Annotated in this window: 13 protein-coding genes; 7 read left to right on the forward strand and 6 right to left on the reverse strand. The window is 62.2% G+C overall.

The genetic code is table 11. The features are described from left to right. Positions 1-235: 235 nt before the first annotated feature. The 3 genes from LJ738_RS04255 to LJ738_RS04265 all read right to left on the reverse strand — a co-directional run bounded on the left by LJ738_RS04255 (position 236) and on the right by LJ738_RS04265 (position 4,537). Positions 236-1,708, reverse strand: coding sequence for a CoA-acylating methylmalonate-semialdehyde dehydrogenase (locus LJ738_RS04255; RefSeq protein ID WP_227785073.1), 1,473 nt, complete (start codon positions 1,706-1,708; stop codon positions 236-238). A 195-nt stretch (positions 1,709-1,903) separates the two neighbouring features. Next, positions 1,904-3,904 carry a WG repeat-containing protein gene (locus LJ738_RS04260; protein WP_227785074.1) on the reverse strand — a complete coding sequence of 667 codons (2,001 nt, stop codon included), beginning with the start codon at positions 3,902-3,904 and terminating at the stop codon, positions 1,904-1,906. 111 nt (positions 3,905-4,015) lie between these two features. Next, positions 4,016-4,537 carry a DUF6799 domain-containing protein gene (locus tag LJ738_RS04265; protein ID WP_227785075.1) on the reverse strand — a complete coding sequence of 174 codons (522 nt, stop codon included), beginning with the start codon at positions 4,535-4,537 and terminating at the stop codon, positions 4,016-4,018. Between the two features lie 533 nt (positions 4,538-5,070). On the opposite strand from LJ738_RS04265, the gene LJ738_RS04270 reads away from it, so the two are divergent. Beyond that, positions 5,071-7,782, forward strand: coding sequence for a M14 family metallopeptidase (locus tag LJ738_RS04270; protein WP_227785076.1), 2,712 nt, complete (start codon positions 5,071-5,073; stop codon positions 7,780-7,782). A gap of 209 nt (positions 7,783-7,991) precedes the next feature. Here the strand turns inward: LJ738_RS04270 and LJ738_RS04275 are convergent, their stop codons facing one another. The 3 genes from LJ738_RS04275 to LJ738_RS04285 all read right to left on the reverse strand — a co-directional run bounded on the left by LJ738_RS04275 (position 7,992) and on the right by LJ738_RS04285 (position 10,584). Next, positions 7,992-8,432 (reverse strand): PepSY-like domain-containing protein, encoded by a 441-nt coding sequence (locus LJ738_RS04275; RefSeq protein WP_368045534.1) that lies wholly within the window; start codon positions 8,430-8,432, stop codon positions 7,992-7,994. 58 nt (positions 8,433-8,490) lie between these two features. Next, the gene (locus LJ738_RS04280; protein ID WP_227785078.1) at positions 8,491-9,807 is read right to left on the reverse strand and encodes a sensor histidine kinase; all 1,317 of its coding nucleotides are present in this window, start codon (positions 9,805-9,807) and stop codon (positions 8,491-8,493) included. A gap of 99 nt (positions 9,808-9,906) precedes the next feature. Next, the gene (locus tag LJ738_RS04285; protein ID WP_227785079.1) at positions 9,907-10,584 is read right to left on the reverse strand and encodes a response regulator transcription factor; all 678 of its coding nucleotides are present in this window, start codon (positions 10,582-10,584) and stop codon (positions 9,907-9,909) included. 183 nt (positions 10,585-10,767) lie between these two features. On the opposite strand from LJ738_RS04285, the gene LJ738_RS04290 reads away from it, so the two are divergent. From LJ738_RS04290 to LJ738_RS04315, 6 genes are all read left to right on the forward strand, one after another. Then, positions 10,768-12,105 (forward strand): TolC family protein, encoded by a 1,338-nt coding sequence (locus tag LJ738_RS04290; protein WP_227785080.1) that lies wholly within the window; start codon positions 10,768-10,770, stop codon positions 12,103-12,105. 230 nt (positions 12,106-12,335) lie between these two features. Next, positions 12,336-13,274, forward strand: coding sequence for an efflux RND transporter periplasmic adaptor subunit (locus tag LJ738_RS04295; RefSeq protein WP_227785081.1), 939 nt, complete (start codon positions 12,336-12,338; stop codon positions 13,272-13,274). A 198-nt stretch (positions 13,275-13,472) separates the two neighbouring features. After that, entirely contained in the window at positions 13,473-16,601 is a 3,129-nt protein-coding gene (locus LJ738_RS04300; protein ID WP_227785082.1) for an efflux RND transporter permease subunit, read from the forward strand. 182 nt (positions 16,602-16,783) lie between these two features. Next, positions 16,784-20,116, forward strand: a complete 3,333-nt coding sequence (locus LJ738_RS04305) for an efflux RND transporter permease subunit (protein ID WP_227785083.1) — start codon at positions 16,784-16,786, stop codon at positions 20,114-20,116. 284 nt (positions 20,117-20,400) lie between these two features. After that, positions 20,401-21,597 (forward strand): efflux RND transporter periplasmic adaptor subunit, encoded by a 1,197-nt coding sequence (locus tag LJ738_RS04310; protein WP_227785084.1) that lies wholly within the window; start codon positions 20,401-20,403, stop codon positions 21,595-21,597. Between the two features lie 93 nt (positions 21,598-21,690). Beyond that, complete coding sequence (locus LJ738_RS04315; protein ID WP_227785085.1) at positions 21,691-23,256, forward strand: efflux transporter outer membrane subunit; 1,566 nt, start codon at positions 21,691-21,693, stop codon at positions 23,254-23,256. Positions 23,257-23,261 lie beyond the last annotated feature (5 nt).

The following is a 23,261-nucleotide window of genomic DNA, read 5'->3' on the forward strand; positions in this document are numbered from 1 at the left end:
AACAGGGGGCAGCCTTCTATCTCTGCGGCCCCGAAGCCAGTAAGGTGTTTGGTACTGTGCGCCGTTCAGAAAAGCCCTCCGTTCCGCCACGGCGCGCGGCGGAAGCGCGACGTGTTGAGTGGGAATTCTCGCCGGGTGTTTATGTTGGTTATCAGTTGTTAGCCAAGCTTCAACAACGAATAACAAGGTCGTCGTCATGCAGAGCGGAGCGAAGCATGACTGTGGTGATTTCAAACTAGCTCATCCAGTTCACCCGGGACTCGGGGTTCCACTTTGTGGTGGTTTTCTTGAGCTGGGTCCAGAATTCGATGGAGCTTTTGCCGGTGATGTCACAGGCGCCAAACTTCGAATCGTTCCAGCCGCCGAAGGAGAACGGCTCGCGGGGCACCGGCACGCCGATGTTCACGCCAATCATGCCGGCGTTGGCGTGGTCCATGACGTAGCGGGCGCTGCTGCCGCTGCTGGTGAATACCGCGGCGGCGTTGCCGTAAGGATTGGCGTTTTCGATGGCAATGGCTTCGTCCAGCGTATTGGTGCGCATGATGGCGAGCACTGGGCCGAATACTTCCTCCTGAGCAATGCGCATGTCGGGCGTCACGTAGTCAATCACGGTAGCGCCCACGTAGTAGCCGTCCTCATGGCCGGGCACCACGGCGTTGCGGCCATCGAGCAAGACCTTGGCCCCGGCCGCTTCGGCTTCGGTGATGTGCTGCTCGATGCGCTCCTTGGCCTCCTTACTGATAACCGAGCCCAGGTTCTGGCCGGGCACAATCTTCTTGGCTTCTTCTACAATCTTGGCCACGATGCCATCAATCGCACCCACGCCCACCATGGTGGAGCCGGCCATGCAGCGCTGGCCCGCGCAGCCCGACATGCTGGCGGCCACGTTCGAAGCCGTCATTTCGGGGTGCGCATCGGGCAATACCATCAGGTGGTTTTTGGCGCCGCCCAGCGCTACGCAGCGCTTGAGGTTGCTGGTGGCGCGGATGTACACCACCTTGGCAATCTTGGTTGAGCCCACGAAGGACACGGCCTGAATATCGGGATGGTCGCAGATGGCTTCCACAATTTGCTTGTCGCCGTTCACGATGTTGAGCACGCCGTCGGGCAGGCCCGCTTCCTTCAGCAGCTCCGCAATCTTCACCGCGCTCAGGGGCACTTGCTCCGAGGGCTTCAGCACCATGGTATTGCCGAGTACAATGGCGTTCGGGATGGTCCAGTGCGGCACCATGTTAGGGAAGTTGAACGGCGCGATGCTGGCCACCACGCCCAGCGGCTTGCGCTCGACGCGGGCTTCCACGCCCTTGCTCACCTCCAGAAATTCGCCCTGGATAAGCTGCGGCATGGAGCAGGCAAACTCGGTCAGCTCAATGGCTTTCTCGACTTCGGCGCGGGCCTCGTCGTAGGTCTTGCCGTTCTCTTCGCGTACCAAATCCGCAAGGGCTTTCATGTCGCGCTCGAGCAGCGTTTTGTAGCGGTAAAAAATTTGCACCCGCTCCTTAATTGGAATCGCCGACCACGCAGGGTAAGCCGCCTTGGCCGCTTGCACTGCGGCGTCTAGGGCGGCTACTCCGCTCAGCGGAACGGTAGAAATTAAGGCCCCGGTGAGGGGGCTAAATACGTCCATTGTGGCAGTACCGGAATCGTTTGCGGGTTGCCCGCCCACATAATTCTGGATGGCGGGATACTTCAGAGTTTGAACTTCCATATTACTTAAATGTTAAGCGGGGCGCAAGCTAAGGGTTTTGCGCGAATTGATGCAATTAGACCATATGTAAATTTATTCTTTTTCATCAGGCAAGCTCAAAAAGCCCTGAAGTCGCCAGCCATTATGGGGTGCAATGGCTGACGACTTCCGGGCTTTATTTTTTACAGGGTTGAGCTAAAAATCAGAGCGAGCGTACTACTTGACTACTTCCCCGCGCCGGTCAATCAGAAAGCTGCGCCCCTTCTGGGTGACGCGGGCGTGGCCATCGACAAAGTCGGCGGCCTGCTCGTAGCGCCCGAAAGGAGCTGTGCCTTCGCTGGGGTCGTCTAGATAATCGGCGGTAATGAAGGTGTAGCCATCGGTGAGTTTCACCCGCGCCAGGCCATCGGCGAATGAATGCGCCTCTTGAAAAATAACGGGCTTGGCAGGCTCGGTGGGGCCGGTGATGTAGTACCAGCCGCGATGGTCGAGCACGGCGGCGTGGCCCCCGGCAAAGTCCCGGGCGTTGAAATAGTAGTTGCCAAACTCCTCCCCGTCCTCGTCAATAAAGGTGTAAGCATCACCAACGCGGGCCCGGGCATAGCCACCGGCGTAGGCATTGAGAGCATCGTAGGCCGGGGGCACCACTTCTTTGCCCGCTTCGTCCACAAACCCATAGGAATGGTCGCGGGCTACCACCGCCCTGCCCGCCTGAAACGGACTTGCCGACGTGAATTGAGCTGGAATCACGGGCTGGCCCTTGCCATCGGCAAAGCCCCACTTCCCATTTTCCTGGTAGGGCACCGGCGGGGTGCTGCCCAGGTGGCTCAGCCCCCACACCCCAAACCCGCCGATGGCGACCACCCCGGCCACCACCGTGAGCCGCGGCAGACGCCGACGCCACACCCGCAGCTGCCGGAACCACGGGCTGGCGGTAGCCACAAGGGCAGGCCGCAGCGCTGCCAAATTAATGCCGCTGGGCTTGGGCGGCTCCGTGGCTGCGGCAGCCGCTGGTGGGCTGTCAGCTGTAGGTGGCGTGGGGCTGGCCGGCTCCGCGGCCGGCTGCGCGCTCAGGCGCTCAATGAGCTGGCTGAGCTGCTGAATCTTGGCGTCGAGTTCCTGGTTGCGGGAGGCCGATTCGGCGCGCGAAGCCTGCATGGCCGCTTCCATGGCGGCTTTTTCGCGGTTTTCGGCGGCCAGTCGGGCGGCGAGCGCCTCCGCTTCGGGGGCAACGGCTGGAGCCTGGGCCAGCGCCGTTCGGAGCTGGGCAATGCTGCGCTCCCGCTCGGTTTCGCGGGCTTCCATGGCTTGCAGCTGGGCGGCCACATCGGCTTGCATTTGCAGCCGGATTTGCTCGAGGCGCTCCTTTTCCTCGCTGCGGGCCGCTAGGGCATCGGAGCTGTACCCGTAGGGTACGTCGTCGGGGATGTCGTCGGCACCAAGCCAGCCCCATAGCTGCCGGGCTTTCTGACTTAGAAAATTAGCCGGCTTGCTACCATCTAAAGGCTGAGGTGCGGGTTGGCCGGCTGGCTCAATTTCTTCATCAAGACCCTCTTCAGCCCAGTCTTCCTGGCTAGCCGGGTTGGCAAAGGCGTTTTCGTTTGTTGCTTCGAATTCGGCCGGCTGGCTGGTATCGGCTGGCGCCAGGGTGGCGGCCCACTCGGCCAGGTCTTCTTCGCTCAGGTCAATTTCGGGGCTGGCGAGCTGGCGCAGGCGGCGGGGCAGCTCGGCGGGGTTGGTCAGGAGCTGGAAGCCGTTGGCCGCCGCGCTGTTGAGCGACGGCTCCACATCGGGTCCAAAAGTGACCGGGCCGCCAAATACCACAATGCCGCTGATAAAGCGCAGGTTGGCCTGCTCGGGGCTCAGGCGCGGGCTCAGCCAAGTTTCCAGCGCCATCCGCTGCTGAATAAACTGCTCAAACGGGTTATCGAACTCGCCACCACAGGCAAACGGTGCGCCATCGAGCAGCCACGAGCCATACCCAAGCGCCGGAATGCTGAGCCGCCCGCCCCGGGGCACAAACACCAGCAGCGTAATGCCATGGGGCCGCATAACCACCGCGTCGAGCGGGCCAATTTCGGCAGTAGCCAAGGCCAGGTTTCCCACCAACAGCGAATCGGGGCCGGCGCTTTCTGCCTGCAGGGCCTCGGCCGCTGCATCAAAAAGGCGCTGGCGAGCGGGGTCAGAAAAAGGAGCAGAAAGGCAACGGTAAAGCATACATGATTAACTAAAGAAACCGGGTGCTAAGAGCTTGGGCTGGTTTCCGGACTTTGGGCGCCTCTGATGTACCAGGGCGCCGGGGTTTGGAGGCAGATACGGCCCAGGCCGTTAATCGTCCTCGCCTTTCCAGCGGCCGTGGCCTTTGCCCTTGCCTTTGCCGTGGTGCTTTTTCGCTTTCTTCACTTTGTACTTGCCCTTGCCTTCGTCCTCATCTTTGTCCTCGTCGTCGGCACTTTCGCCGAAAAGGGCTTGCAGCACGGAGCGGGTAGGTGGTTCTTCGGGGGTGGCCTGGGGTGCAGCTGCTCGCACGGGAGTCCCCAGCGCCAAGGCCCCGCTGGCCGTGGTGAGCACCTTTACGGGGCGGCCGCGCAGGTCGCAGCCTTGGCCGTCGCGCAGCTCGGTGCGCTGGCCGTCGGGGCTCACGATGAAGCCGTCTTTGGTGACCACGGCGCCGGTGGGTAGGCGGGCATCGCGGGTCATGGGCCGGGGCTGGCCGTTGCGGACCACTTCCATCTGGCCGTTGCGGCGCAGGAAGCCGTCGTTGTTGCGGGGCTGCTGAGCGCGGCCGGGCAGGCTTAGTGCCAGCATCAGGCAGGCCGCGCCCATCGCCCCAAGGGTGCGCATTGACATAGAAAAAGAATACTGAATAACGGGGCCGAACGGCGGAATAAGCCGGGCAGCAGGGAGTATACGATAACCCGGGCGCAAAGCTGCGCGGCGGGCTGTTTTGGGCGCATTGGGCAAATCACATTCCAATTCCCCACGGCCCGCCATGGCACATTAAAGCGCGGCACCTTTGCGTTTAGTTAGCAAAGAACGGGCTTTATCTGCCAGCCATTCTACCCAGCCCGGGGTATGCGCCCACGATAACGCTCTTTTGCATTTCCTCATAATTCATAATGGTGCTGCGTCTTGATGGTGCTGCGTCTTGGCAGGGCTTATTACGAGAAGATTTTTCTGCTGCAGATTTGGCTTAAAGGCTTTTTTTTGCCGACTAGGGCGCCCAAGGGAAGCAGCAACTCATACTTGAGCGGCCTCGCTATGGCTTCCTGTAAAGCCTTTTAAGTTAGGGTTGTGGTAAGTTGCGGGTGCCAAAGGAAAGCGGTCGATTCGTTGCTTCATCGAGGCCTGATTTTTCCGGCAACACTACTTCACCATACTATATGAGAAAATACTACGCTTTGCTGCTGGCGGCGCTGATAACGGTTGGGGCGCAGGCCCAGACCAAATCCAACCTCGCCTATTACCTGCCCCAGAACGTGACTTACAACCCGGCCATCCCAACGCCGGCCGCGGTGCTGGGCTACGAGGTGGGCGAATGGCACGCGAGCCACGACCAGCTGCTGATGTACATGCGGGCCGTGGACGCGGCCTCCGACCGGGTGACAATTACGGAGTATGCCCGCACCCACGAAAACCGGCCCCTGCTCCTCCTCACCATTACCTCGCCGGAAAACCAGCGCAACATCGCCCAAATTAAGGCCGACCACCACAAGCTAACCGACCCCGCCGAGTCGGGCAAGCTGGACGTGAGCAAGATGCCGGCCGTGCTCTGGATGGGCTACAGCGTGCACGGCAACGAGCCCAGCGGCACCAACGCCTCGCTGCTGGCGGTGTATTACCTGGCTGCGGCGCAGGGCCCGGCTATCGACGAGGTACTGCGCAACACCGTGGTGCTGGTCGACCCCAGCATCAACCCCGACGGCATGACGCGCTTCTCGAGCTGGGTAAATTCGCGCCGCAGCAAAAACCTGGTTACTGACCCGGCCAACGTGGAGCAGAACGAAGCCTGGCCCGGCGGCCGCTTCAACCACTACTGGTTCGACTTGAACCGCGACTGGCTGCCGCTGCAGCACCCCGAGTCGCGCGGCCGCCTCAAGCAATTCCACGACTGGAAGCCCAACCTGCTGACCGACCACCACGAAATGGGGACCAATTCCACGTTCTTTTTCCAGCCCGGCGTGGTCTCGCGCAAGCACCCCCTCACGCCCGACCGCAACTTCGAACTGACCCAGAAAATCGGCGCCTTCCACGCCAAGGCCTTGGACAAAATTGGCTCGCTCTATTTCACGGAGGAGAACTATGACGACTTCTACTACGGCAAGGGCTCGACGTACCCCGACGTGAATGGCGCGGTGGGCATCCTCTTTGAGCAGGCCAGCTCGCGCGGTCATGCCCAGGAAGGCGCCAATGGCGTCGTACGTTTCCCCTTTACCATCCGCAACCAGGTCACGACTACCCTGTCGTCCATCGAAGCCATGCAGGCAATGCGGGTCGACCTGCTAAACTACCAGCGCGACTTCTACCAAAAAGCGGCTAAGGAGGCCAGTGGACAAGCGGTGCGCGCTTATGTGTTTGGCGCCGAGCAAGACCCGGCCCGCTCCTACGAGCTGGCCCGCATCATCCGCCAGCACCAGATTGCGGTGTACCGGCCCAAAAGCACCCTTCAGCTCAACGGCCGCACCTTCAACCCCACCGACACCTACGTGGTGCCCACCGACCAACCCCAGTTCCGGCTGATTCAGGCAATGTTTGAGGAGCGTAGCACGTTTAATGACAGCATCTTTTACGACATCTCGGCCTGGACCCTGCCCCGCGCCTTCGGCCTCGACATGGCCTCGGTGACCAAGCTCCCTAAAGGCGGCCTGCTCGGCCAGCGCCTCGATAGCGTGAGCTTTCCGGTGGGCAAAGTAACCGGGGACAAAACCGCTTATGCCTACGCCTTCAGCTGGCACGGGTACTATGCGCCGCGGGCGCTCAACACGCTGCTGGCCCGCAAGCTGGTGGTGAAAGTGGCCACCGAGCCCTTCTCCATTGGCGAGCGGAAGATGGACTACGGCACCATCATGGTGCCAGTGGGCGTGCAAACCCTGCCCGCAGACACTGTTTTTGCGCTGATGCAGCAGGTAGCCGCGGCCAATGGTCTTGAAGTAGTGGGCATTACCACCGGCCTTTCAGCCCAGGGCCTGAAGCTGGGCAGCGTGAACTTCGTGACCCTGAAAAAGCCCGAAATCATGCTGCTGGCCGGGCCCGGCGTTAGCCCCACGGACGTAGGCGAGGCCTGGCACCTGCTCGACCAGCGCTTCGGTATGACGCCGAGCCTGGTAGCTCCCGAAAGCCTGGACCGCGTGAACCTGGACCGCTACACCGTCATCGTAGCCTCGGATGGTACGTACAATGGCATCCCCGTGGCGGCGCGCGAGAAACTGCGGGCCTGGGTGCAGCGCGGCAACACACTGCTGGCCATGGGCAAAGGCGCCAAATGGTTGGCCGACAACGGCCTGTCGGCGACCAAGTTCAAGGCCAGTGGCCCCACGCCCATGGCCCCGGAAACGGCGCCCAGCCCGGCCGCGGCTAGCCCAACTGCGCCCGCTACTCCCGCTGTTGCTACTGCGCCCGGCGCCCGAGGCCGCGCCGGCGTGGTGCCGCCCGCCGCTCCGCGCACCGGCGCCCTGCCGCAGCGCCCCTACGTGGGCATGCGCAACACCGCCAGTGCCCAGGAAATCACGGGCGCCATTTTCCACGCCCGCCTCGACCTGACGCACCCGCTAGGCTATGGCTATGACAGCCCGGATGTGTACCTCTTCCGCGACCACACGGTGTTCATGGAGCGCTCGGCTAGCCCGTATGCCAACCCACTCATGTACACGGCCAAGCCACTGGCCAGCGGGTTTATCTCCAGGCCCAACGAGCTAAAACTGCGCAGCACGGCCGCTGCGGACGTGGCCGATGTAGGTGCCGGCCGCATCATTTCGCTCGTCGACAACCCGAACTTCCGGGCGTTTTGGTACGGAACGAATAAGCTGTTCCTGAACAGCATCTTTTTCGGACAGCTGATGCGGGCCAACCCGGCCGCCGCCACGGAAGAAGATTAGGCCGCTGGCTTGGGGCGAACCCATCAAAAGAAGGAATGGTCGTGCTCTGGGCCTGGCCAAAACAGCACCATCCTGCTGAACGCAGCCGACGCATCACTGGCGCGAGAGTAATCATTTACTTGCGCGGCAGTGATGCGTCGGCGGCGTTCAGCAGGACCTGGGGCCACGTGGTAGGAATGTCGGGGCCTCCCAATTGTGCAAGCTGCCGACTATGGTTTAGCCACTTCGTGGCCGTCGGCAGTGAAAATAAGGTCGTGTTTTTTGCCGCCTTCGGTTACTTCTGCCTCGTAGGTGACAGCGTTCGTTTTGCGGGTTACGATTTTGGCTGCTTCCGTCACTTTGGCTGCTTTGTAGCGGGTAGCCAGAACCTGGCGCACCGGCACGGGCAGCTGTGAGGGGCGCATTTCGGTTTCGGTTTCCAACAGCTCACCTTTGGGCGTGAACAGGGCTGACATTTCGCTTTCTCCCAGATTGAAATTCACTTCGTACTGGTTGTTTTCCTTTTCCCATTTCATGCGTTCAGCGGCAGGAAATGCCTTTTTGAAGGCGGCAAGAGGGGCGGCCGGAACCTGCGAACCGGCCAGTTTCTGAGCGTGTGCCGAGCCAGTAAAGAGCATTGCAGCCACCAGGGTTATGAGGAAATATTTCATTGGAGCAAAGGGTATTAGGCGTTAAACTTCAGGCCGAAACTAGCTGGGTATTCTGTTGCTATTCTGTTGGGCGGCTGGCCTCAGCATTGCGTTTAGGTAGGGGCGCAGCGGTATGGCTGAATTCGATACGCAGTGTATGCCGGGTGCCCGCCTCGGTAATGAAATAGTCAATGCCAAAGCCGTAGTAGCCGCAGATTTGCTGAACGATGCTCAGGCCCAACCCCGGCGATTCAGACGCGGCGTTCTGCTTTCGGAACCGCTCGAAAAACCGCGACGGGTCGCCACCAACGGCCGCGCCGGTGTTGCTGATTTTTAGTTCTTGCGGCGCAAGCGTAATGCCTATTTCACCTCCACGCACGTTGTGCTTCACGGCATTTTGCAGCAGGTTTTGCAGCAGCGAGTCGGCTAGGCCGGGGTGCATCTGCACGATTACGGGCCCGCTGGCGATATCCAAGCCGTAGCGCAGCTCACGGGCATCAAACAGTGGCGTGAGCTGGGCCACCTTTTCCTGCAGCAGTTGGTCAAGCCGGATGGGCACGGCCTGGGCAAACTGGCGGTTTTCAATTTTACTGAGCAAACTCAGGGCCTGGTGCAGGCGCGAGAGGCGCAGCGTAGCTCCATAAAGCTCAGCCACGAGCGGGGCCGCGGCATCGTCTTCGGCCAGGGCCGGGATTTGCAGCAGCTGCTCGAGCTGCGCCTGCATAATGGCCAGGGGCGTTTGGGTTTCGTGGGCGGCGTTGCCGGTGAATTCGCGCAGGCTTTCGTAGTCGGATACCAAACGCTGGCTGAGGGTGGTGAGCGCCAGGTTCAGCTCGGCAAATTCGGCGATGGCTGGCGTGGGCAAATCCAGCGCTTTGTGCTGCTGCAAATCGTAGCTGCGCAACGCCGCCAGCGTGTGCTGAAACGGCGCCCACATCCGCCCCGCCAACCAGCGGTTGATGAGCACGACGCCGCCCAGCAACAGCGTCAGCACGCCCAGCATCACGGCCAGCACCACACCCAACAAGTCGTCGGCTTCGACCAGAGACTTCCGTAGGGTCACCCACACGGTTCCCTCGCCGGGCACCGTGAGCGGAAAAGTGAGCTGCCGGTTTGGCACCTGCTCATGTTCCTGTGCATCAAGCAGCAGTGTATCACTGAATCCCACTGGCTTGGGCTGGCGGCTAATAACCAGCAGCGTCTGGAGCACCGCGACAGACGTCAGCTGGTGAGCCTGCACTTTTTCAATCAGCTCCTGCCGCCGGGCCTGCAGCTCTTCTTCAACCTCACCCCGCAATGCCCATTCCACGCCATAATACAGGCCGAAGCTGCCGAGCACAAACAGCAGCGTGGTCAGGGCCAGGTAGTAGCGGGTAGTAGCAGCCAAGAGCTTCATCAGAGGGAATTCAGGCTGGATTTAAATTGGCAGGTTTAAGAAAGATGGCATCCATATGGTGCTTTCGCAAATCCTCACTACAAGCCAAATCTGTACGCTTCATTCATTGCTTAGCTTATACCCTACGCCGTACATGGTGCGGATATAGTTATCAGCCCCTTTCTCCTGTAGCTTTTTGCGCAGGTTCTTCAGGTGGGTATAGATGAAATCGAAGGAATCGGCGGCATCTACGGCATCGCCACAGAGGTGCTCGGCAATGGCCTCTTTGGTGAGCACCCGGCCGGGATTGGACAGGAAGTATAGCAGCAGGTCGTACTCTTTTTTGGTGAGGGTGAGTTGCTCGCCCCGCACGTGTACTTCGGCCAGCTCAGGCCATACCAGCAGGTCGCGGAATACGAGCTGCTGCTGGCCCTGAAACTGCCGGCGCCGGATGATGGCCCGGACCCGGGCATTGAGCTCGGACAGGTGAAACGGCTTTATGAGGTAGTCGTCGGCGCCCAGGTCGAGGCCGGCGACTTTGTCATCCAGGGCATCGCGGGCCGTTATGATGAGCACACCGGCCGGCGAGCCCTGGGACTTAAGCGCCCGAAGGAGGTCGAGGCCGTTGCCGTCGGGCAGGGTCAGGTCGAGCAGCACGCAGTCGTACTGGTAGAGCATAACCTTTTCCTCAGCCTGGGCAAAGTCGGCGGCTTCCTCGACCACGTAGCCCGCTTGGCGTAGCGAGCTGAACAGCGCCCTGCGCAAGGCCGGTTCATCTTCAACGAGCAAAAGCTTCATAACACAAGAATGCAGGGTGGGGCAAACAGGGGAAGGCAGGAGCACGAAGGACGGCCATAAGTTTGAAGACTTTCTGTGAGATTGTACGTAAGCGCAAGACTGGAGCCCCAGGTCCCCGGCTCGGGCCCAATTTTCTTCAGAATTGACCCGCAGCTTTGCAGGGTTCACCATCTTCTTAGCCTGTTGTTCTTTCGCGTCCCCTTACTTATTTGCTGGCTGGCTGGCATGCTGCTGGGGCTGCCCGTTGGCCGGGTTTATGCCCAGAAGCCCGAGCGCACGGCCATTACGCCCTTGCCCGCTGTGGAACCGGCCCCGGCCAGCCCACGCCAGCTCGATGACTTCCTAAGTATAGCCCGCCAAAACAGCCCCCTGCTGCGCGCCACCGCCAACCAAGTGCGCCAAAACAGCCTCGACAGCCTGATTCGGGCCCGGCAAAATGGTGTGCAAATTGGCGGCATTGGCTCGGCGCTCTACTATCCCTCGGTCACGAACAGCAAAGGCGAAAGCGTACTGGGCTATGACAACGCCGTGACCAACGGCGGCAACTACGCGGCCCTGGCCCAGGCCACCAAGCCCATTCTGAACCGGTTTCAGCTCCAGAACGACTACCGCATTCTGGCCAGCCAGGGCCAGGTACTGCGCAATACCGGCCGCCTCACAGCCCTGGACCTGCGCCGCAGCATCACCGACCAGTTTCTGACGGCCTATGCCGCCGAAAGGCAGCTAACCTTCAGCCGGTCGCTGCTGGGCCAGCTGCGCCAGCAGGATGCGCAACTGCGCAAACTGGTAGACGCCGGCATTTTCAAGCAAACCCAATACCTGAGCTTCTATCTCTCGGTGCGCACCCAGGAGGTGACTGTGGAGCAGGACCGGCTGGCCTACCGCCGCGAGTTGGGCACACTGCGCTTTCTGGCGGGCGTGGCCGACACGGCCCTGGTGGCGCTGGAGACTCCTTCCCCACCCTCGCACCGCCCCCTGGCCGGCCTCACGGCGCCCAGCCAGCGCCAGTACACCCTCGACAGCCTGCGCCTGCTGCTCGACCGCCAGGCCGTGGATGCCGCCTACCGGCCCAAGGTGAATGCCGTGCTCGACGCGGGGCTGCAATCCTCGTCGTACCTGCCCATGGCCCTGGCGCACAGTGTGGGCTTTGGGGGCGGGCTGCAGCTGGCGGTGCCGATATACGATGGCCACCAGCGCCAGCTCCAATACCAGCGCCTGGAGCTGAGCGAGCAGTCGCGGCGCGGCTACCGGCAGTTTCTCACGGTGCAGCGGCGGCAGCAGTACGAGCAGCTCGAAGGCCTGATTCGGGATTCGGATGCGCTGCTGGCGCGCATTCGGGAGCAGGTGCGCGTGGCCGAGGCACTGGTGGGGGCCGCCCGCCAGCAGCTGGCAACCGGCGACGTGGCCATTCTCGATTACCTCAACCTGGTGACCAGCTACCGCACCCTGCAGTTCAGCCTCACCCAAGCCGAGATTGACCGACTGCGCAGCCGTTTTGCGTTAGATTATCTGGCTGAGTAAGTCTTAAATGTGAAGAACATTATGTTGAGCCTACTTAGAATAATTGCCTGCCGTAAGTTTCCATTTTAATTCAGTCGTTTGTCATGCTGAGCCTGCGAAGCATCTTATCGCCGCTGAACGAATTGAGCTAACCTGATAAGATGCTTCGTGCCTCAGCATGACAAACGATTATTAGATAACCTCGGCTAGCTCAACCGAATGGCTTTTCAACCTAATGCTTTTTTGATTTTATGAATTTTCACCGTCTGCCCTTATTTCTCCTCCTGCCCGCCCTGGTGGCTTGTGGAGCCAAAGACTCGGCAGCGGACGAGGATGCTGATGGCGAGGAAGAAGCGGTAAAGCCCCGCGCCTTGGTGACGGTGGGCACGGTGCAAACCGATACGCTAACGGACTTGCTGCGCCTCAACGCGGTGTCGGCGTTTCCGGCCAAGGATGCGTTGCGGGCTACCACCACCGGCTACGTGCTGCCCCCGGCGCCAGTGGTGGGCCAGCAGGTGCGCGCCGGCCAAACGGTGTTTACCATCCAAACCAAAGAGTCGAAAGTGCTGCACCTGGACAAACTCACCGGCGACCCGCGGCTCAAGTTCAGTGGCATCATTCAGATAAAAACGGCCCGCAACGGCGTACTGGCTTCCGTAGATAAGCTGCCGGGCGACTACGTGCAGGACGGCGAGCAGCTGGGCGTGACCTACGACAAAAGCCGCTTCGGCTTCATCCTCGACGTGCCCGTGACGCAGCTGCGCTTTGTGCACCCCGGCCAGCCCTGCCGCATTCTGCTGCCCGATGGCCGGGTGCTGCCCGGCCGCGTGGCCGAAGTACTGCCTACCGCCGACGTAAGCACCCAGACCCAGCGCTACACCGTGCGGCCCATCGGCCCCATCCCGGAGCTGCCCGAAAACCTGGCCGTGCAAATTGAGCTAAACCGCACCGAACCCCGCCGGGCCAGCACGCTGCCGCGCACTGCCGTGCTCACCGACGAAACCCAAACGCAGTTTTGGGTGATGCGCCTGCTCAACGACACCACCGCCGTGAAAGTCCCGGTGACCGTAGGCACGCAGGACAAGGACAACATTGAAATCAAAGCCCCCAGCTTTTCGGCAAAAGACAAGATTTTGCTGAGCGGAAATTTTGGGCTAGGCGATACTGCAGCGGTAAAGGTGACACGGTGAATAATTGTGATGTTATAACGGAATGCCGAGCGAAACTGAAGAAGCTCGCGCCTCCTGTCATGCAGAGCGTAGCCAAGCATCTTATCAGGTCAGAACCAATCGTTAGAGCGTGAGAAGATGCTTCGCTGCGCTCTGCATGACAGGAGGCGCGAGGCTGCGCTCTGCATGACGAATTACTAAAACGATACTACTACCCTTATGCCCCGCACCTCCCCTTTTCAAGCCTACAAAGCGCCGATAACGGTGCTGCTGGTGCTGGCCCTGGCCTTGGGAACGGTGGCGTACCGCCGCATCAACGTGGCCTTGTTTCCGGAAGTCACATTCCCAAAGGTGAAGGTCATTGCCGAAAACGGGCTGCAGCCCGTGGACCGCATGATGGTGACCGTGACCAAGCCCATGGAAGACGCCATCAAGCGGGTGCCGGGCCTGAAGCTGCTGCGCTCCACCACCAGCCGGGGCAGCTGCGAAATCTCGGCTTTCCTGGACTGGGGCGCCAACGTGGCCACCAGCCAAACCCTGATTGAGTCGCGCCTGAACCAGATTCGGGCTGACCTGCCGGCCACGGTGCAAATCACCGTCGAGCGCATGAACCCGGCCATTCTGCCGGTGATGGGCTACACGCTCGAAGCGCCGGGCAAGTCGGCGCTGGAGCTGCGCAAGCTCGCGCTGTACACCATTAAGCCGTTTTTGTCGCAGGTCGATGGGGTGTCGTCGGTGCAGATTCAGGGTGGGCGCACCAAAGAATACCAGGTGCAGCTGCTGCCCGACCAGATGGCGGCCCTCGGCCTGGGCCCCGACGACATTACGAAGGCCCTCACCGCCACCAATTTCGTGCAGAGCAACGGCTACCTCAGCGACTACCGCCGCCTGTACCTGACCGTGACGGATGCCACCATTCTGCAGAAAGAAGACCTGGAAAACATTGTGCTGCGCAACGACGGCCGCCGCATCGTGCGCCTCACCGACGTGGCCACCGTGAACCTGGGCGAGCAGCAGGAGTACATCCGCATCAACGCCAACGGATCCGACGCGGTACTGATTTCCATCCTGCGCCAGCCCGATGCCAACGTGGTGCTGGTGTCGGATGGGGTGAGGGCCAAGGTAGCGGCCCTGCGGGCGGGCCTGCCGAGCGGCGTTAAGCTGGCGCCTTACTACGACCAGGCCGATTTTGTGGCCGAGGTGGTGCGCTCTGTGCAGGATGCGCTGTGGATTGGCCTGGCCCTGGCCCTGGTGGTCACGGCGCTGTTTCTGCGCTCGGTGAAGGCCACGCTCACCATTCTGGGCGCCATTCCGGTTGCGCTGGCCCTCACGGTGGCCGTGCTGTATTTCGTGCTGGGCTATTCGTTCAACATCATGACGCTGGGCGCCATCGCCGCCGCCATTGGCTTGATGATAGACGACGCCGTGGTGATGGTGGAGCAGCTCCACCGGGTGCGCGAAGACCATCCCTACGAGTCGGCGGGCGAAGTGGTGCGCCGCTCGGTGGGGCACCTGCTGCCCGCGCTGGTCGGGTCGAGTTTGAGCACCATTGTGATTTTCCTGCCCTTTGCGCTGCTGGGCGGGGTGGCCGGGGCCTATTTCAAGGTGCTGGCCACTACCATGGTGGTGGCACTGTTATGCTCGTTTTTTGTAGCCTGGCTGGGGCTGCCGGTCATCTATCTGCTGCTCAGCCGGAAAATGAAAGGCGAAAAGGCCGAGGCGCCGGATGATATCGACGCCGATGATGCCTTTAACCAAGTGAGCGGCGAGGGTGGCGCGGCCCTTCCGCCCAAAACCGACTCCAACCACCACGAAATTCCGTGGGTGCGGGCCGTCATCCGGCACCCGGCCTACAGCATCATCGGCATCGTTGTGCTCATCGGCTCGATGGTGCTCATCATCCCGCGGCTGGCCACCGGTTTCCTGCCCGAGATGGACGAGGGCGCCATCGTGCTTGACTACCACTCGCCCCCCGGCACCGGCCTGGAAGAAACCGACCGCATGCTGCGCCAAGCCGAAAAGCTGATTGCCAAGGTGCCGGAAGTGGCCAGCTACTCCCGCCGCACGGGCACGCAGATGGGCTTTTTCATCACCGAGCCCAACAGCGGCGACTACCTCATCCGCCTCAAAACGGACCGCAAGCGCACCACCGAGGAAGTCATTTCCGACATTCGCCAACGCGTCGAGGCCACCCAGCCGGCCCTTACCATTGACTTTGGCCAGGTGATTGGCGACATGCTCGGCGACCTCATGAGCACGGTGCAGCCCATCGAAATCAAGGTATTTGGGCCCGACGCCGCCAAGCGCTACGCTCTGGCCGACCAGGTGACGGCCGTGGTGGAAAAAGTAGCTGGCACGGCCGACGTCTTCAACGGCATCGTGCGCATGGGCCCGAGCGTGGACGTGCGCCCCGACCCGCGCCGCCTGGCTCAATTTGGCCTCACGGCCACCGATTTCCAGACCCAGCTCCAGACCCAGCTGGTGGGCACCACGGCCGGCAGCGTGCTCGAAGGCGAGCAGCTGCTCAACATCCGCCTGCGCTACCCCAACGCCGCGCAGGCCACACTGGAGCAGCTGCGCGCCGAGCCGGTGTTTCTGCCCAACGGCCAGCGCCGCCGCGTCGATGAGCTGGCCACCGTGCGCGTGACGCCCAGCGAAGCCGAGCTGGAGCGCGAAAACCTGCAGGCCATGACGGCCGTGACGGCGCGCCTCGACAACCGCGACCTGGGCAGTGCCATGAGCGAAATCCGCCAGAAGCTGGAAAAACAGGTGCCGCTGCCACCCGGCTACTTTATCCAGTACGGCGGCTCCTATGCCGAGCAGCAGAAGTCGTTTCAGGAGCTGCTCACCATTCTGGGTTCGGCCTGCCTGCTGGTGTTTGCGGTGGGGCTGTTCCTGTTTCGGGACCTGAAGGCGGCGGGGCTGATTTTGCTGGTCGCCATCCTGGGGCCCGCGGGGGGCAGCTTAGCCTTGTTCCTCACCAATACCCCGCTGAACGTGGGCTCCTATACGGGCCTTATTATGGTGGTGGGCATCATTGGAGAGAATGCCATTTTCACCTTTCAGCAGTTCAACGAGGCCCGGGCGGAGGCGCCCGTGGAGCAGGCCATTGGCTACGCCATTGCGGCCCGCCTGCGGCCCAAGCTGATGACGGCCTTTTCGGCCATCGCGGCGCTGCTGCCGCTGGCGCTGGGCATAGGGGCGGGCGCGCAGTTGCACCAGCCGCTGGCCATTGCCGTGATTGGGGGCTTGCTGCTGGCGCTACCCCTGTTGTTGGTGGTACTGCCCAGCTTGCTCCGCATGGCCTACCGGCAAAAGCAGCAGGTGGCGCTGGTTTCGGCCGCCTAGAAATTCCCAGCGGTGCAATCTTACTTGATTGTCGATGAAATCACCCCTTAGCGTCGAGATAAGAAGTAAATTCTTTGTCGAAGGGGTTAAATTCACCCCTGCCTTGCCAACCTTTGTCGAACTAAATGGTTAAAGGCCCTTGCAATCGAGCCGACTTGGGAAAACTCAGCAGATAACGTGGTATGTGGATAGTTAGGCTGGCGCTGGCGCGCCCATACACCTTTGTGGTGATGGCGCTGCTCATCCTCGTGGGCGGCGGGCTCACCATTCAGCGGATGGCGGTGGACATCTTCCCCGACATTCCCATTCCCGTGGTGGGCGTGGTGTGGGGCTACGCCGGTATCTCGCCCGAGGAGATGAACCAGCGCATCGTGATTCCCAACGAGCGCGCCTTCACCACTACCGTCAACAACATTGAGCACATTGAAAGCCAAAGCCTTAAGGGCGTGGGCCTGATTAAGGTGTTTTTCCAGCCCGGCTCTAACCCTGATGCCGGCGTGGCCCAGCTTACGGCCATTACTCAAACGCTGCTGCGCATCCTGCCGCCGGGCATTTCGCCCCCGCTCATCATCCGCTACTCGGCTTCCAATGTGCCCATAGCCCAAACCTCGCTCAGCAGCGAGACCCTGGGTGAATCGGACCTGTTTGACGCTGCCAACGCCTTCATCCGGCCGGGGCTGGCCGTGGTGCAGGGGGCCTCGGTGCTGCTGCCCAACGGCGGCAAACCCAAGCAAATCATGGTCGACCTCGACCCCGACAAGCTGGCCGGCAAGGGCCTGAGCGGCAACGACGTGGTGGCTACGCTCATCTCCCAGAACGTCATCATCCCGGCCGGCTCGGCCAAGCTCGGCGACCGGGAGTACGACGTGAAGCTCAACTCCAGCCCCGAGGCTATTGCCAGCCTCAACGACCTGCCCATCAAGACGGTGGATGGCACGCCGGTGTACATCCGCGACGTGGCCTTTGTACACGAAGGCGCCGCCGTCCAAACCAACATTGTGCGGCAGAACGGCCGCCGCACGGCCATCATCCCCATCCTGAAAAGCGGCTCGGCGAGCACGCTGGACATCATCGACAAAATCAAAAAGGCGCTGCCCAACATCCAGGCCAACGCCCCGCCCGGCCTCAACATCAAGCTGCTGTTTGACCAGTCGTTTTTCGTGCGCGCCAGCATCAAAGGGGTAATCGTGGAGGCCTGCATTGCCGCCGCCCTTACGGCCCTGATGATACTGCTGTTTCTGGGCTCGTGGCGCTCCACGCTCATCATTGCCACCAGCATCCCGCTTTCTATTCTGGTCAGCATCATCATCATGAACATGCTGGGCCAGACCCTGAACATCATGACCCTGGGCGGCCTGAGTCTGGCCGTGGGCATCCTGGTGGATGACGCCACGGTGGAGATTGAGAACATCCACCGCAACATGGGCATGAAAAAGCTGCTGAAACGCTCCATTCTCGATGGGGCTCAGCAGATTGCCACGCCCGCGCTGGTGGCCACGCTCTCCATTTGCATTGTGTTTGTGCCGGTGTTTTTCCTGGGCGGGGTGGCCTCGGCCATTTTCGCGCCGCTGGCCACGGCCGTGATTTTTGCCATGCTGGCGTCCTACGTCCTGAGCCGGACGCTGGTACCCACGCTGGTGATGTACCTGCTTCGCAAGGAGCTGCCCATCTACCACGCCCTGGCCGAGCCCGACCTACCCAGCCTGCACCAGCGCGACGGCCAGCCCGTGAGCAAAATAGAGCGCGACCTGGAGCTGATTCGGCACGAGCAGTTTGAGAAAGCCCACCCCAGCGCCACGCCCGAGGAAGAAGCCGAAGAAGCCATCACCGACAAGGAGCGCGCGGCCGGATTGGCCATCACCAAAACCTGGGTCTGGAAGCTGCACGAAGCCTTCGACCACCGGTTTGAGAAGTTTCGGGCCGGCTACGGCCGCGCCCTGGACTGGGCCCTGAGCAACCGGCTCAAGGTCATTGTGGCCTTTGTGGTGCTGTTTGTGGGGTCGCTGGGGCTGTTTCCGCTCATCGGCCAGAACTTCTTCCCGACGGTGGATGCCGGGCAGCTGCGCCTGCACGTGCGGGTGCCCACCGGCACACGGGTAGAAGAAACGGAGGCCCGGTTCCGGCAGGTGGAGGGCGTGATTCGCAGCGTGATTCCGGCCAAGGAGCTGGACCTGGTGCTTGATAATATTGGCCTGCCCGTCATCCCCATCAACCTGCTGCTGAGCGATAACCCCACCATCGGAGCCGGCGATGGCGAAATCCTGGTGAGCATGAAGGAAGACCACGGCCCCACGGCCGACTACATCAACGAAATCCGCCGCCGCCTGCACAAGGAACAACCCGACCTCACCATCTTCTTCCAGCCGGCCGACATCGTAAACCAGACGCTAAACTTCGGCCTGCCCGCCCCGATTGACATTCAGGTAATCGGCCGCGACAAAGCCGCCAACCAGCGCATTGCTGGCGAGCTGCGCACCAAAATCAACAAGGTACCCGGCGTGGTCGATGCCTTTATCTACCAGGCCTTTGACCAGCCCCAGCTGCGGGTCGACATCGACCGCGTGCGAGCCCAGCAAGCGGGCATTTCGCAGCGCGACATTGCCAACAACGTGCTGGTGAGCCTCTCCTCCAGCACCCAAACCAACCCCAACCAGTGGCTCAACCCCACCACCGGCGTTAACTACACGGTGGCCGTGCAAACGCCGCCGCGGGCCCTGTCGACGCTCGATGAGATTGGCAGCATCGGCATCACCAGCGCCACCCAAAACCGCGCCCAGCTGCTCAACAACTTCGCCACGGTGCGCCGCTCGCTCACCACGGCCGTGGCCTCCGACTACAACATCCAGCGCACCGTGGACCTCTACGCCAGCGTGAGCGGCCGCGACCTGGGCGGCGTGGCCAAGGACGTGCGAAAAATCCTGGCCGACACGGAAAAGCAGCTGCCCAAAGGCACCACGCTGGCCCTGCGCGGACAGGCCGATTCCATGCGCACGTCGTTTGCGGGGCTGGGCCTGGGGCTGGCCGGTGCCATCATCCTGGTCTACCTGCTGATGGTGGTCAACTTCCAGAGTTGGCTCGACCCGCTTATTATTATCACAGCGCTGCCCGGGGCGCTGGCAGGGATTCTGTGGATGCTGTTTGTGACCCAAACCACCCTGAGCGTGCCCGCGCTAATGGGTGCTATCATGTGCATCGGCGTGGCCACGGCCAACAGTATTCTGCTCGTCACTTTTGCCAACGAGCGTCGCGAAGAACAACCCGACCTCTCCCCGCGCGACGCCGCCCTCGACGCCGGCTTCACCCGCCTGCGCCCCGTGCTGATGACAGCTCTGGCCATGATTATCGGCCTGCTGCCTATGTCGTTGGGCATGGGCGAAGGCGGCGAGCAAAACGCGCCGCTGGGCCGGGCCGTGATTGGCGGGCTCATGCTGGCTACTGTTACCACCCTGTTCTTTGTGCCCATCATGTTTTCCTATTTGAAAAAGCAAGCGCCGGTGCAAAACGCTGCGGCTTAGGTTTTATGGGTTGAATATGGCCCTGATGCCTAGCACAGCAAACTGAAGATTGCGTAGCCAAGCATTTCTACCTCATAAATACCCCAATCGCCTGTCATGCAGAGCGCAGCGAAGCATCTTCTCACAGTTGAACGAGTCGTCCTAACGTGATAAGATGCTTCGCTGCGCTCTGCATGACAAATGGCGCGAACGAGATGCTTAGCTACACCGACCTTAGGTTCCCTCTGCATGACGGTCACTACACCACGTATGACCGTTCTGGAATTTGATTGAATACCGTCTTAATGTCTGAACCTACAACTTCCAGCTCCCGCCGCTTCTGGCTCATCATTCTCATCGTACTGGCGGTGTTTGGAGGCTTGTTTTTGCTGGGCTACATGCCGCGCCACAGCCGGGAGAAAGCCCGCGACAATGAGGCTAGCCAAAATGCGGCGGCCGCTCCTACCGTGACGGTGGTAGCCGCCCAGGCCGCGCCCGACACCACCACTCTCACCCTGCCCGCCGACACCAGGTCGAACCGGGAGACCTTCGTATTTGCCCGCGCCAATGGCTATGTCAAGTCATGGTCGGCGGATATTGGGCAGAAGGTGAAGGCCGGGCAGGTGCTGGCCGAAGTCACCACCCCAGAGCTCGACCAGCAGATTGCCGAAGCCCGTGCCACCCTCGGCCTGGCCCGCACCAGCTACAACCGCCTGGCCGGAATTGGGCTGCCCGGTGCCATCTCCAAGCAGGAGCTGGACGCCGCCCAGGCCCAGTACGCCGCCCAACGAGCCGGCGTGCAGCAGCTGCTGGCGCAGCAGGCGTTCCGGCGCGTCACGGCGCCGTTCAGCGGCATCGTGACGCAGCGCAACGTGGAAGTGGGCAGCCTGGTAAACAGCAGCAACACGCCCGGCTCGCACCTTTACAAGCTTGAGCAAACCGATAAGCTGCGGGCCTACGTGCAAGTGCCACAGAACTTTGCGCCCGCCATCAAACCGGGGCTGACGGCCGACTTTCTGGTGCCGGAGTTTCCAGGCCGGGTTTTCGCCGGGCGGGTGGTGCGCGAAGCCGGTGCCCTGGATGCCAACACCCGCACGCTGCTCACCGAAGTGGAAGTGCCCAACCCCCGCGGCGAGCTGCGGCCGGGCAGCTACGCCCAAGTGCGGTTCCAATTGCCGCGCACCTCGCCCGGCGTGCTGATTCCGGCCAATGCCCTGGTGCCCGGCGGCACCGACGTCCGCGTGGCCACCGTGCAAGACGGTAAAATTCATTACCAGCCCATCACTACCGGCCGCGACTTTGGCTCCCAGCTGGAAGTAGCCCAGGGGCTGAAAGGCGGCGAACTGCTGGTGCTCAACCCCGCCGAAACCTTAACCGAAGGCCAGGCCGTGCAAACCCGCGACTACAAGCCCGCCCCCAAACCCGCCGGCCCTCCACCCGCCAAGCCCCGGCCCAACGACCCCGACGCGCCGCGCGTTTCGTCGCCGGCGCTGTTGAAATAAGAAAAGTTGACAGTGAGTGGCTGGAAAGCAGCGAGGTACTGAATGGTACCGCTGGCGCTGCTTCCTGACGACTCAATTCTGAGTACCAACCCCATGAGCTTCCGCTTTTCGCCTTCCTTACTTGGGCTGCCGCTTTTGCTGAGTGCCTGTGCCACCGCGCCCCGATACCAGCCGCCGGCGGTGAGCACGCCCGCGGCCTGGCAAAATGCCGTGCCGTCCGATACGGCCGGCTCGCGCATCCCAACCGCCGCCGAAACGCGGGCCAAAGCCTCGGTCACCTCCACAAGGTTTGGGGGCCAAGCGCCGCAAGTGCAAGCCGTAGCGCCCGCACGGTCTGCCCCCGACTCATCGGCCACAGATACCCAGACCAAGCCGCAACAGCTACCCCAGGCGCCGCCCGAAACGGCCTGGTGGACGGTCTTCAACGACCCGGTTTTAGCTCAACTCGAAGAACAGGCGCTGGCTCAGAATTTCACGGCTCGGGCGGCGCTGGCCCGAGTCGAGCAGGCCCGCGCCCGGTTGCAGGTGGCCGATTCGTACCGCACGCCCGACGTCACGCTCAACCCTTCGGCCTACCGTACGCAGCTCTCGGGCTTGCGGCCGGTGCCCTTCGATGTGCCTGCCCGGGCCATCACCCAAACGCAGTACTTCGTCCCCGTCAACGTCAGCTACGAGGTAGACGTGTGGGGCCGCATCCGGCGCAATATCCAGGCGGCCCGGGCCGATGCCGCCGCCGCCGAGGCCGACGTGCAGGCCGTGCGCCTGTCCCTCACCGCCGACGCTGCCACCTACTATTTCAACCTGCGCGGCCTCGATGCCGAACTGGCCGTGCTCGACAGCGCCCGGCTGGCCCGCGTGCAAAACGTGCAGCTCACCCAAGCCCGTTACCAGGCCGGAGTAGACAATGAAATAGGCTACCGGCGCGCCCAAACCGAGCTGGCAACTCTGGAAGCCAGCCTGCTGGAGCTGGCCCGGCAGCGCGCGGGCGTAGCGGCCGCGCTGGCCACGGTGGTGGGCCAGCCCGCCAGCAGCTTTGCTCTGCCACCGACGGGCGGCACGGAGCTACCCGCGGCCCCGGACATTCCCCCGGCTTTGCCCGCCGCGCTCCTCGCCCGCCGCCCCGATTTGCGCCGCGCCGAGCGCCAGCTGGCCGCCGCCAATGCCCGCGCCGATGCTGCCCACCTCGCGCGCCGGCCCACCGTGCAGCTCAACGGCTTCATTGGGCCCCAAAGCGCTACCCTGGCCAAGCTGCCCCAGCTGGCCAATGGCTTTACGTACTACCTGGGCGGCGGCGTGGCCATTCCCATTTTCAACGGGGGCCGGCTGCGGGGCAACGAGCAGCTGGCCCAGGCCCAATACCAGGAGCTGGAAGCCCAGTACCGGGGCGCGGCCCTCACGGCGTTTCAGGATGTCGAAACCGCCCTGGCCAACCTGCGCTTGAGCACCGCCCAGCTGGCCGCGCAGCAGCGCGCCCTGCGGGCCGCCCGCCTGGCCGGGCGCCTCACCAACGTGCGCTACCGCAGCGGCCTCACCAACTACTTCGAAGTAGTAGATGCCGACCGCCAGACCCTGGAAGCCGCCCGCGCCCTGGCCCAAACCCAAGCTGCCCAGCTTCGCTACGACGTGCTGCTGGTGCGAGCTCTGGGCGGCAGCTGGTAGCGTTT

Origin of the sequence: Hymenobacter plasmatis (assembly GCF_020711255.1) — a bacterium.
GTDB lineage: Bacteria > Bacteroidota > Bacteroidia > Cytophagales > Hymenobacteraceae > Hymenobacter.

What these genes read in the sequence shown, in the direction of transcription:
- LJ738_RS04295 (WP_227785081.1), top strand. Translation starts at nt 12,336, where the DNA reads ATGAATTTTCACCGTCTGCCCTTATTTCTCCTCCTGCCCGCCCTGGTG.
- LJ738_RS04270 (WP_227785076.1), top strand. Translation starts at nt 5,071, where the DNA reads ATGAGAAAATACTACGCTTTGCTGCTGGCGGCGCTGATAACGGTTGGG.
- LJ738_RS04285 (WP_227785079.1), bottom strand. Translation starts at nt 10,584, where the DNA reads ATGAAGCTTTTGCTCGTTGAAGATGAACCGGCCTTGCGCAGGGCGCTG.
- LJ738_RS04305 (WP_227785083.1), top strand. Translation starts at nt 16,784, where the DNA reads ATGTGGATAGTTAGGCTGGCGCTGGCGCGCCCATACACCTTTGTGGTG.
- LJ738_RS04315 (WP_227785085.1), top strand. Translation starts at nt 21,691, where the DNA reads ATGAGCTTCCGCTTTTCGCCTTCCTTACTTGGGCTGCCGCTTTTGCTG.
- LJ738_RS04280 (WP_227785078.1), bottom strand. Translation starts at nt 9,807, where the DNA reads ATGAAGCTCTTGGCTGCTACTACCCGCTACTACCTGGCCCTGACCACG.
- LJ738_RS04265 (WP_227785075.1), bottom strand. Translation starts at nt 4,537, where the DNA reads ATGTCAATGCGCACCCTTGGGGCGATGGGCGCGGCCTGCCTGATGCTG.
- LJ738_RS04275 (WP_368045534.1), bottom strand. Translation starts at nt 8,432, where the DNA reads ATGAAATATTTCCTCATAACCCTGGTGGCTGCAATGCTCTTTACTGGC.
- LJ738_RS04260 (WP_227785074.1), bottom strand. Translation starts at nt 3,904, where the DNA reads ATGCTTTACCGTTGCCTTTCTGCTCCTTTTTCTGACCCCGCTCGCCAG.
- LJ738_RS04255 (WP_227785073.1), bottom strand. Translation starts at nt 1,708, where the DNA reads ATGGAAGTTCAAACTCTGAAGTATCCCGCCATCCAGAATTATGTGGGC.
- LJ738_RS04300 (WP_227785082.1), top strand. Translation starts at nt 13,473, where the DNA reads ATGCCCCGCACCTCCCCTTTTCAAGCCTACAAAGCGCCGATAACGGTG.
- LJ738_RS04310 (WP_227785084.1), top strand. Translation starts at nt 20,401, where the DNA reads ATGTCTGAACCTACAACTTCCAGCTCCCGCCGCTTCTGGCTCATCATT.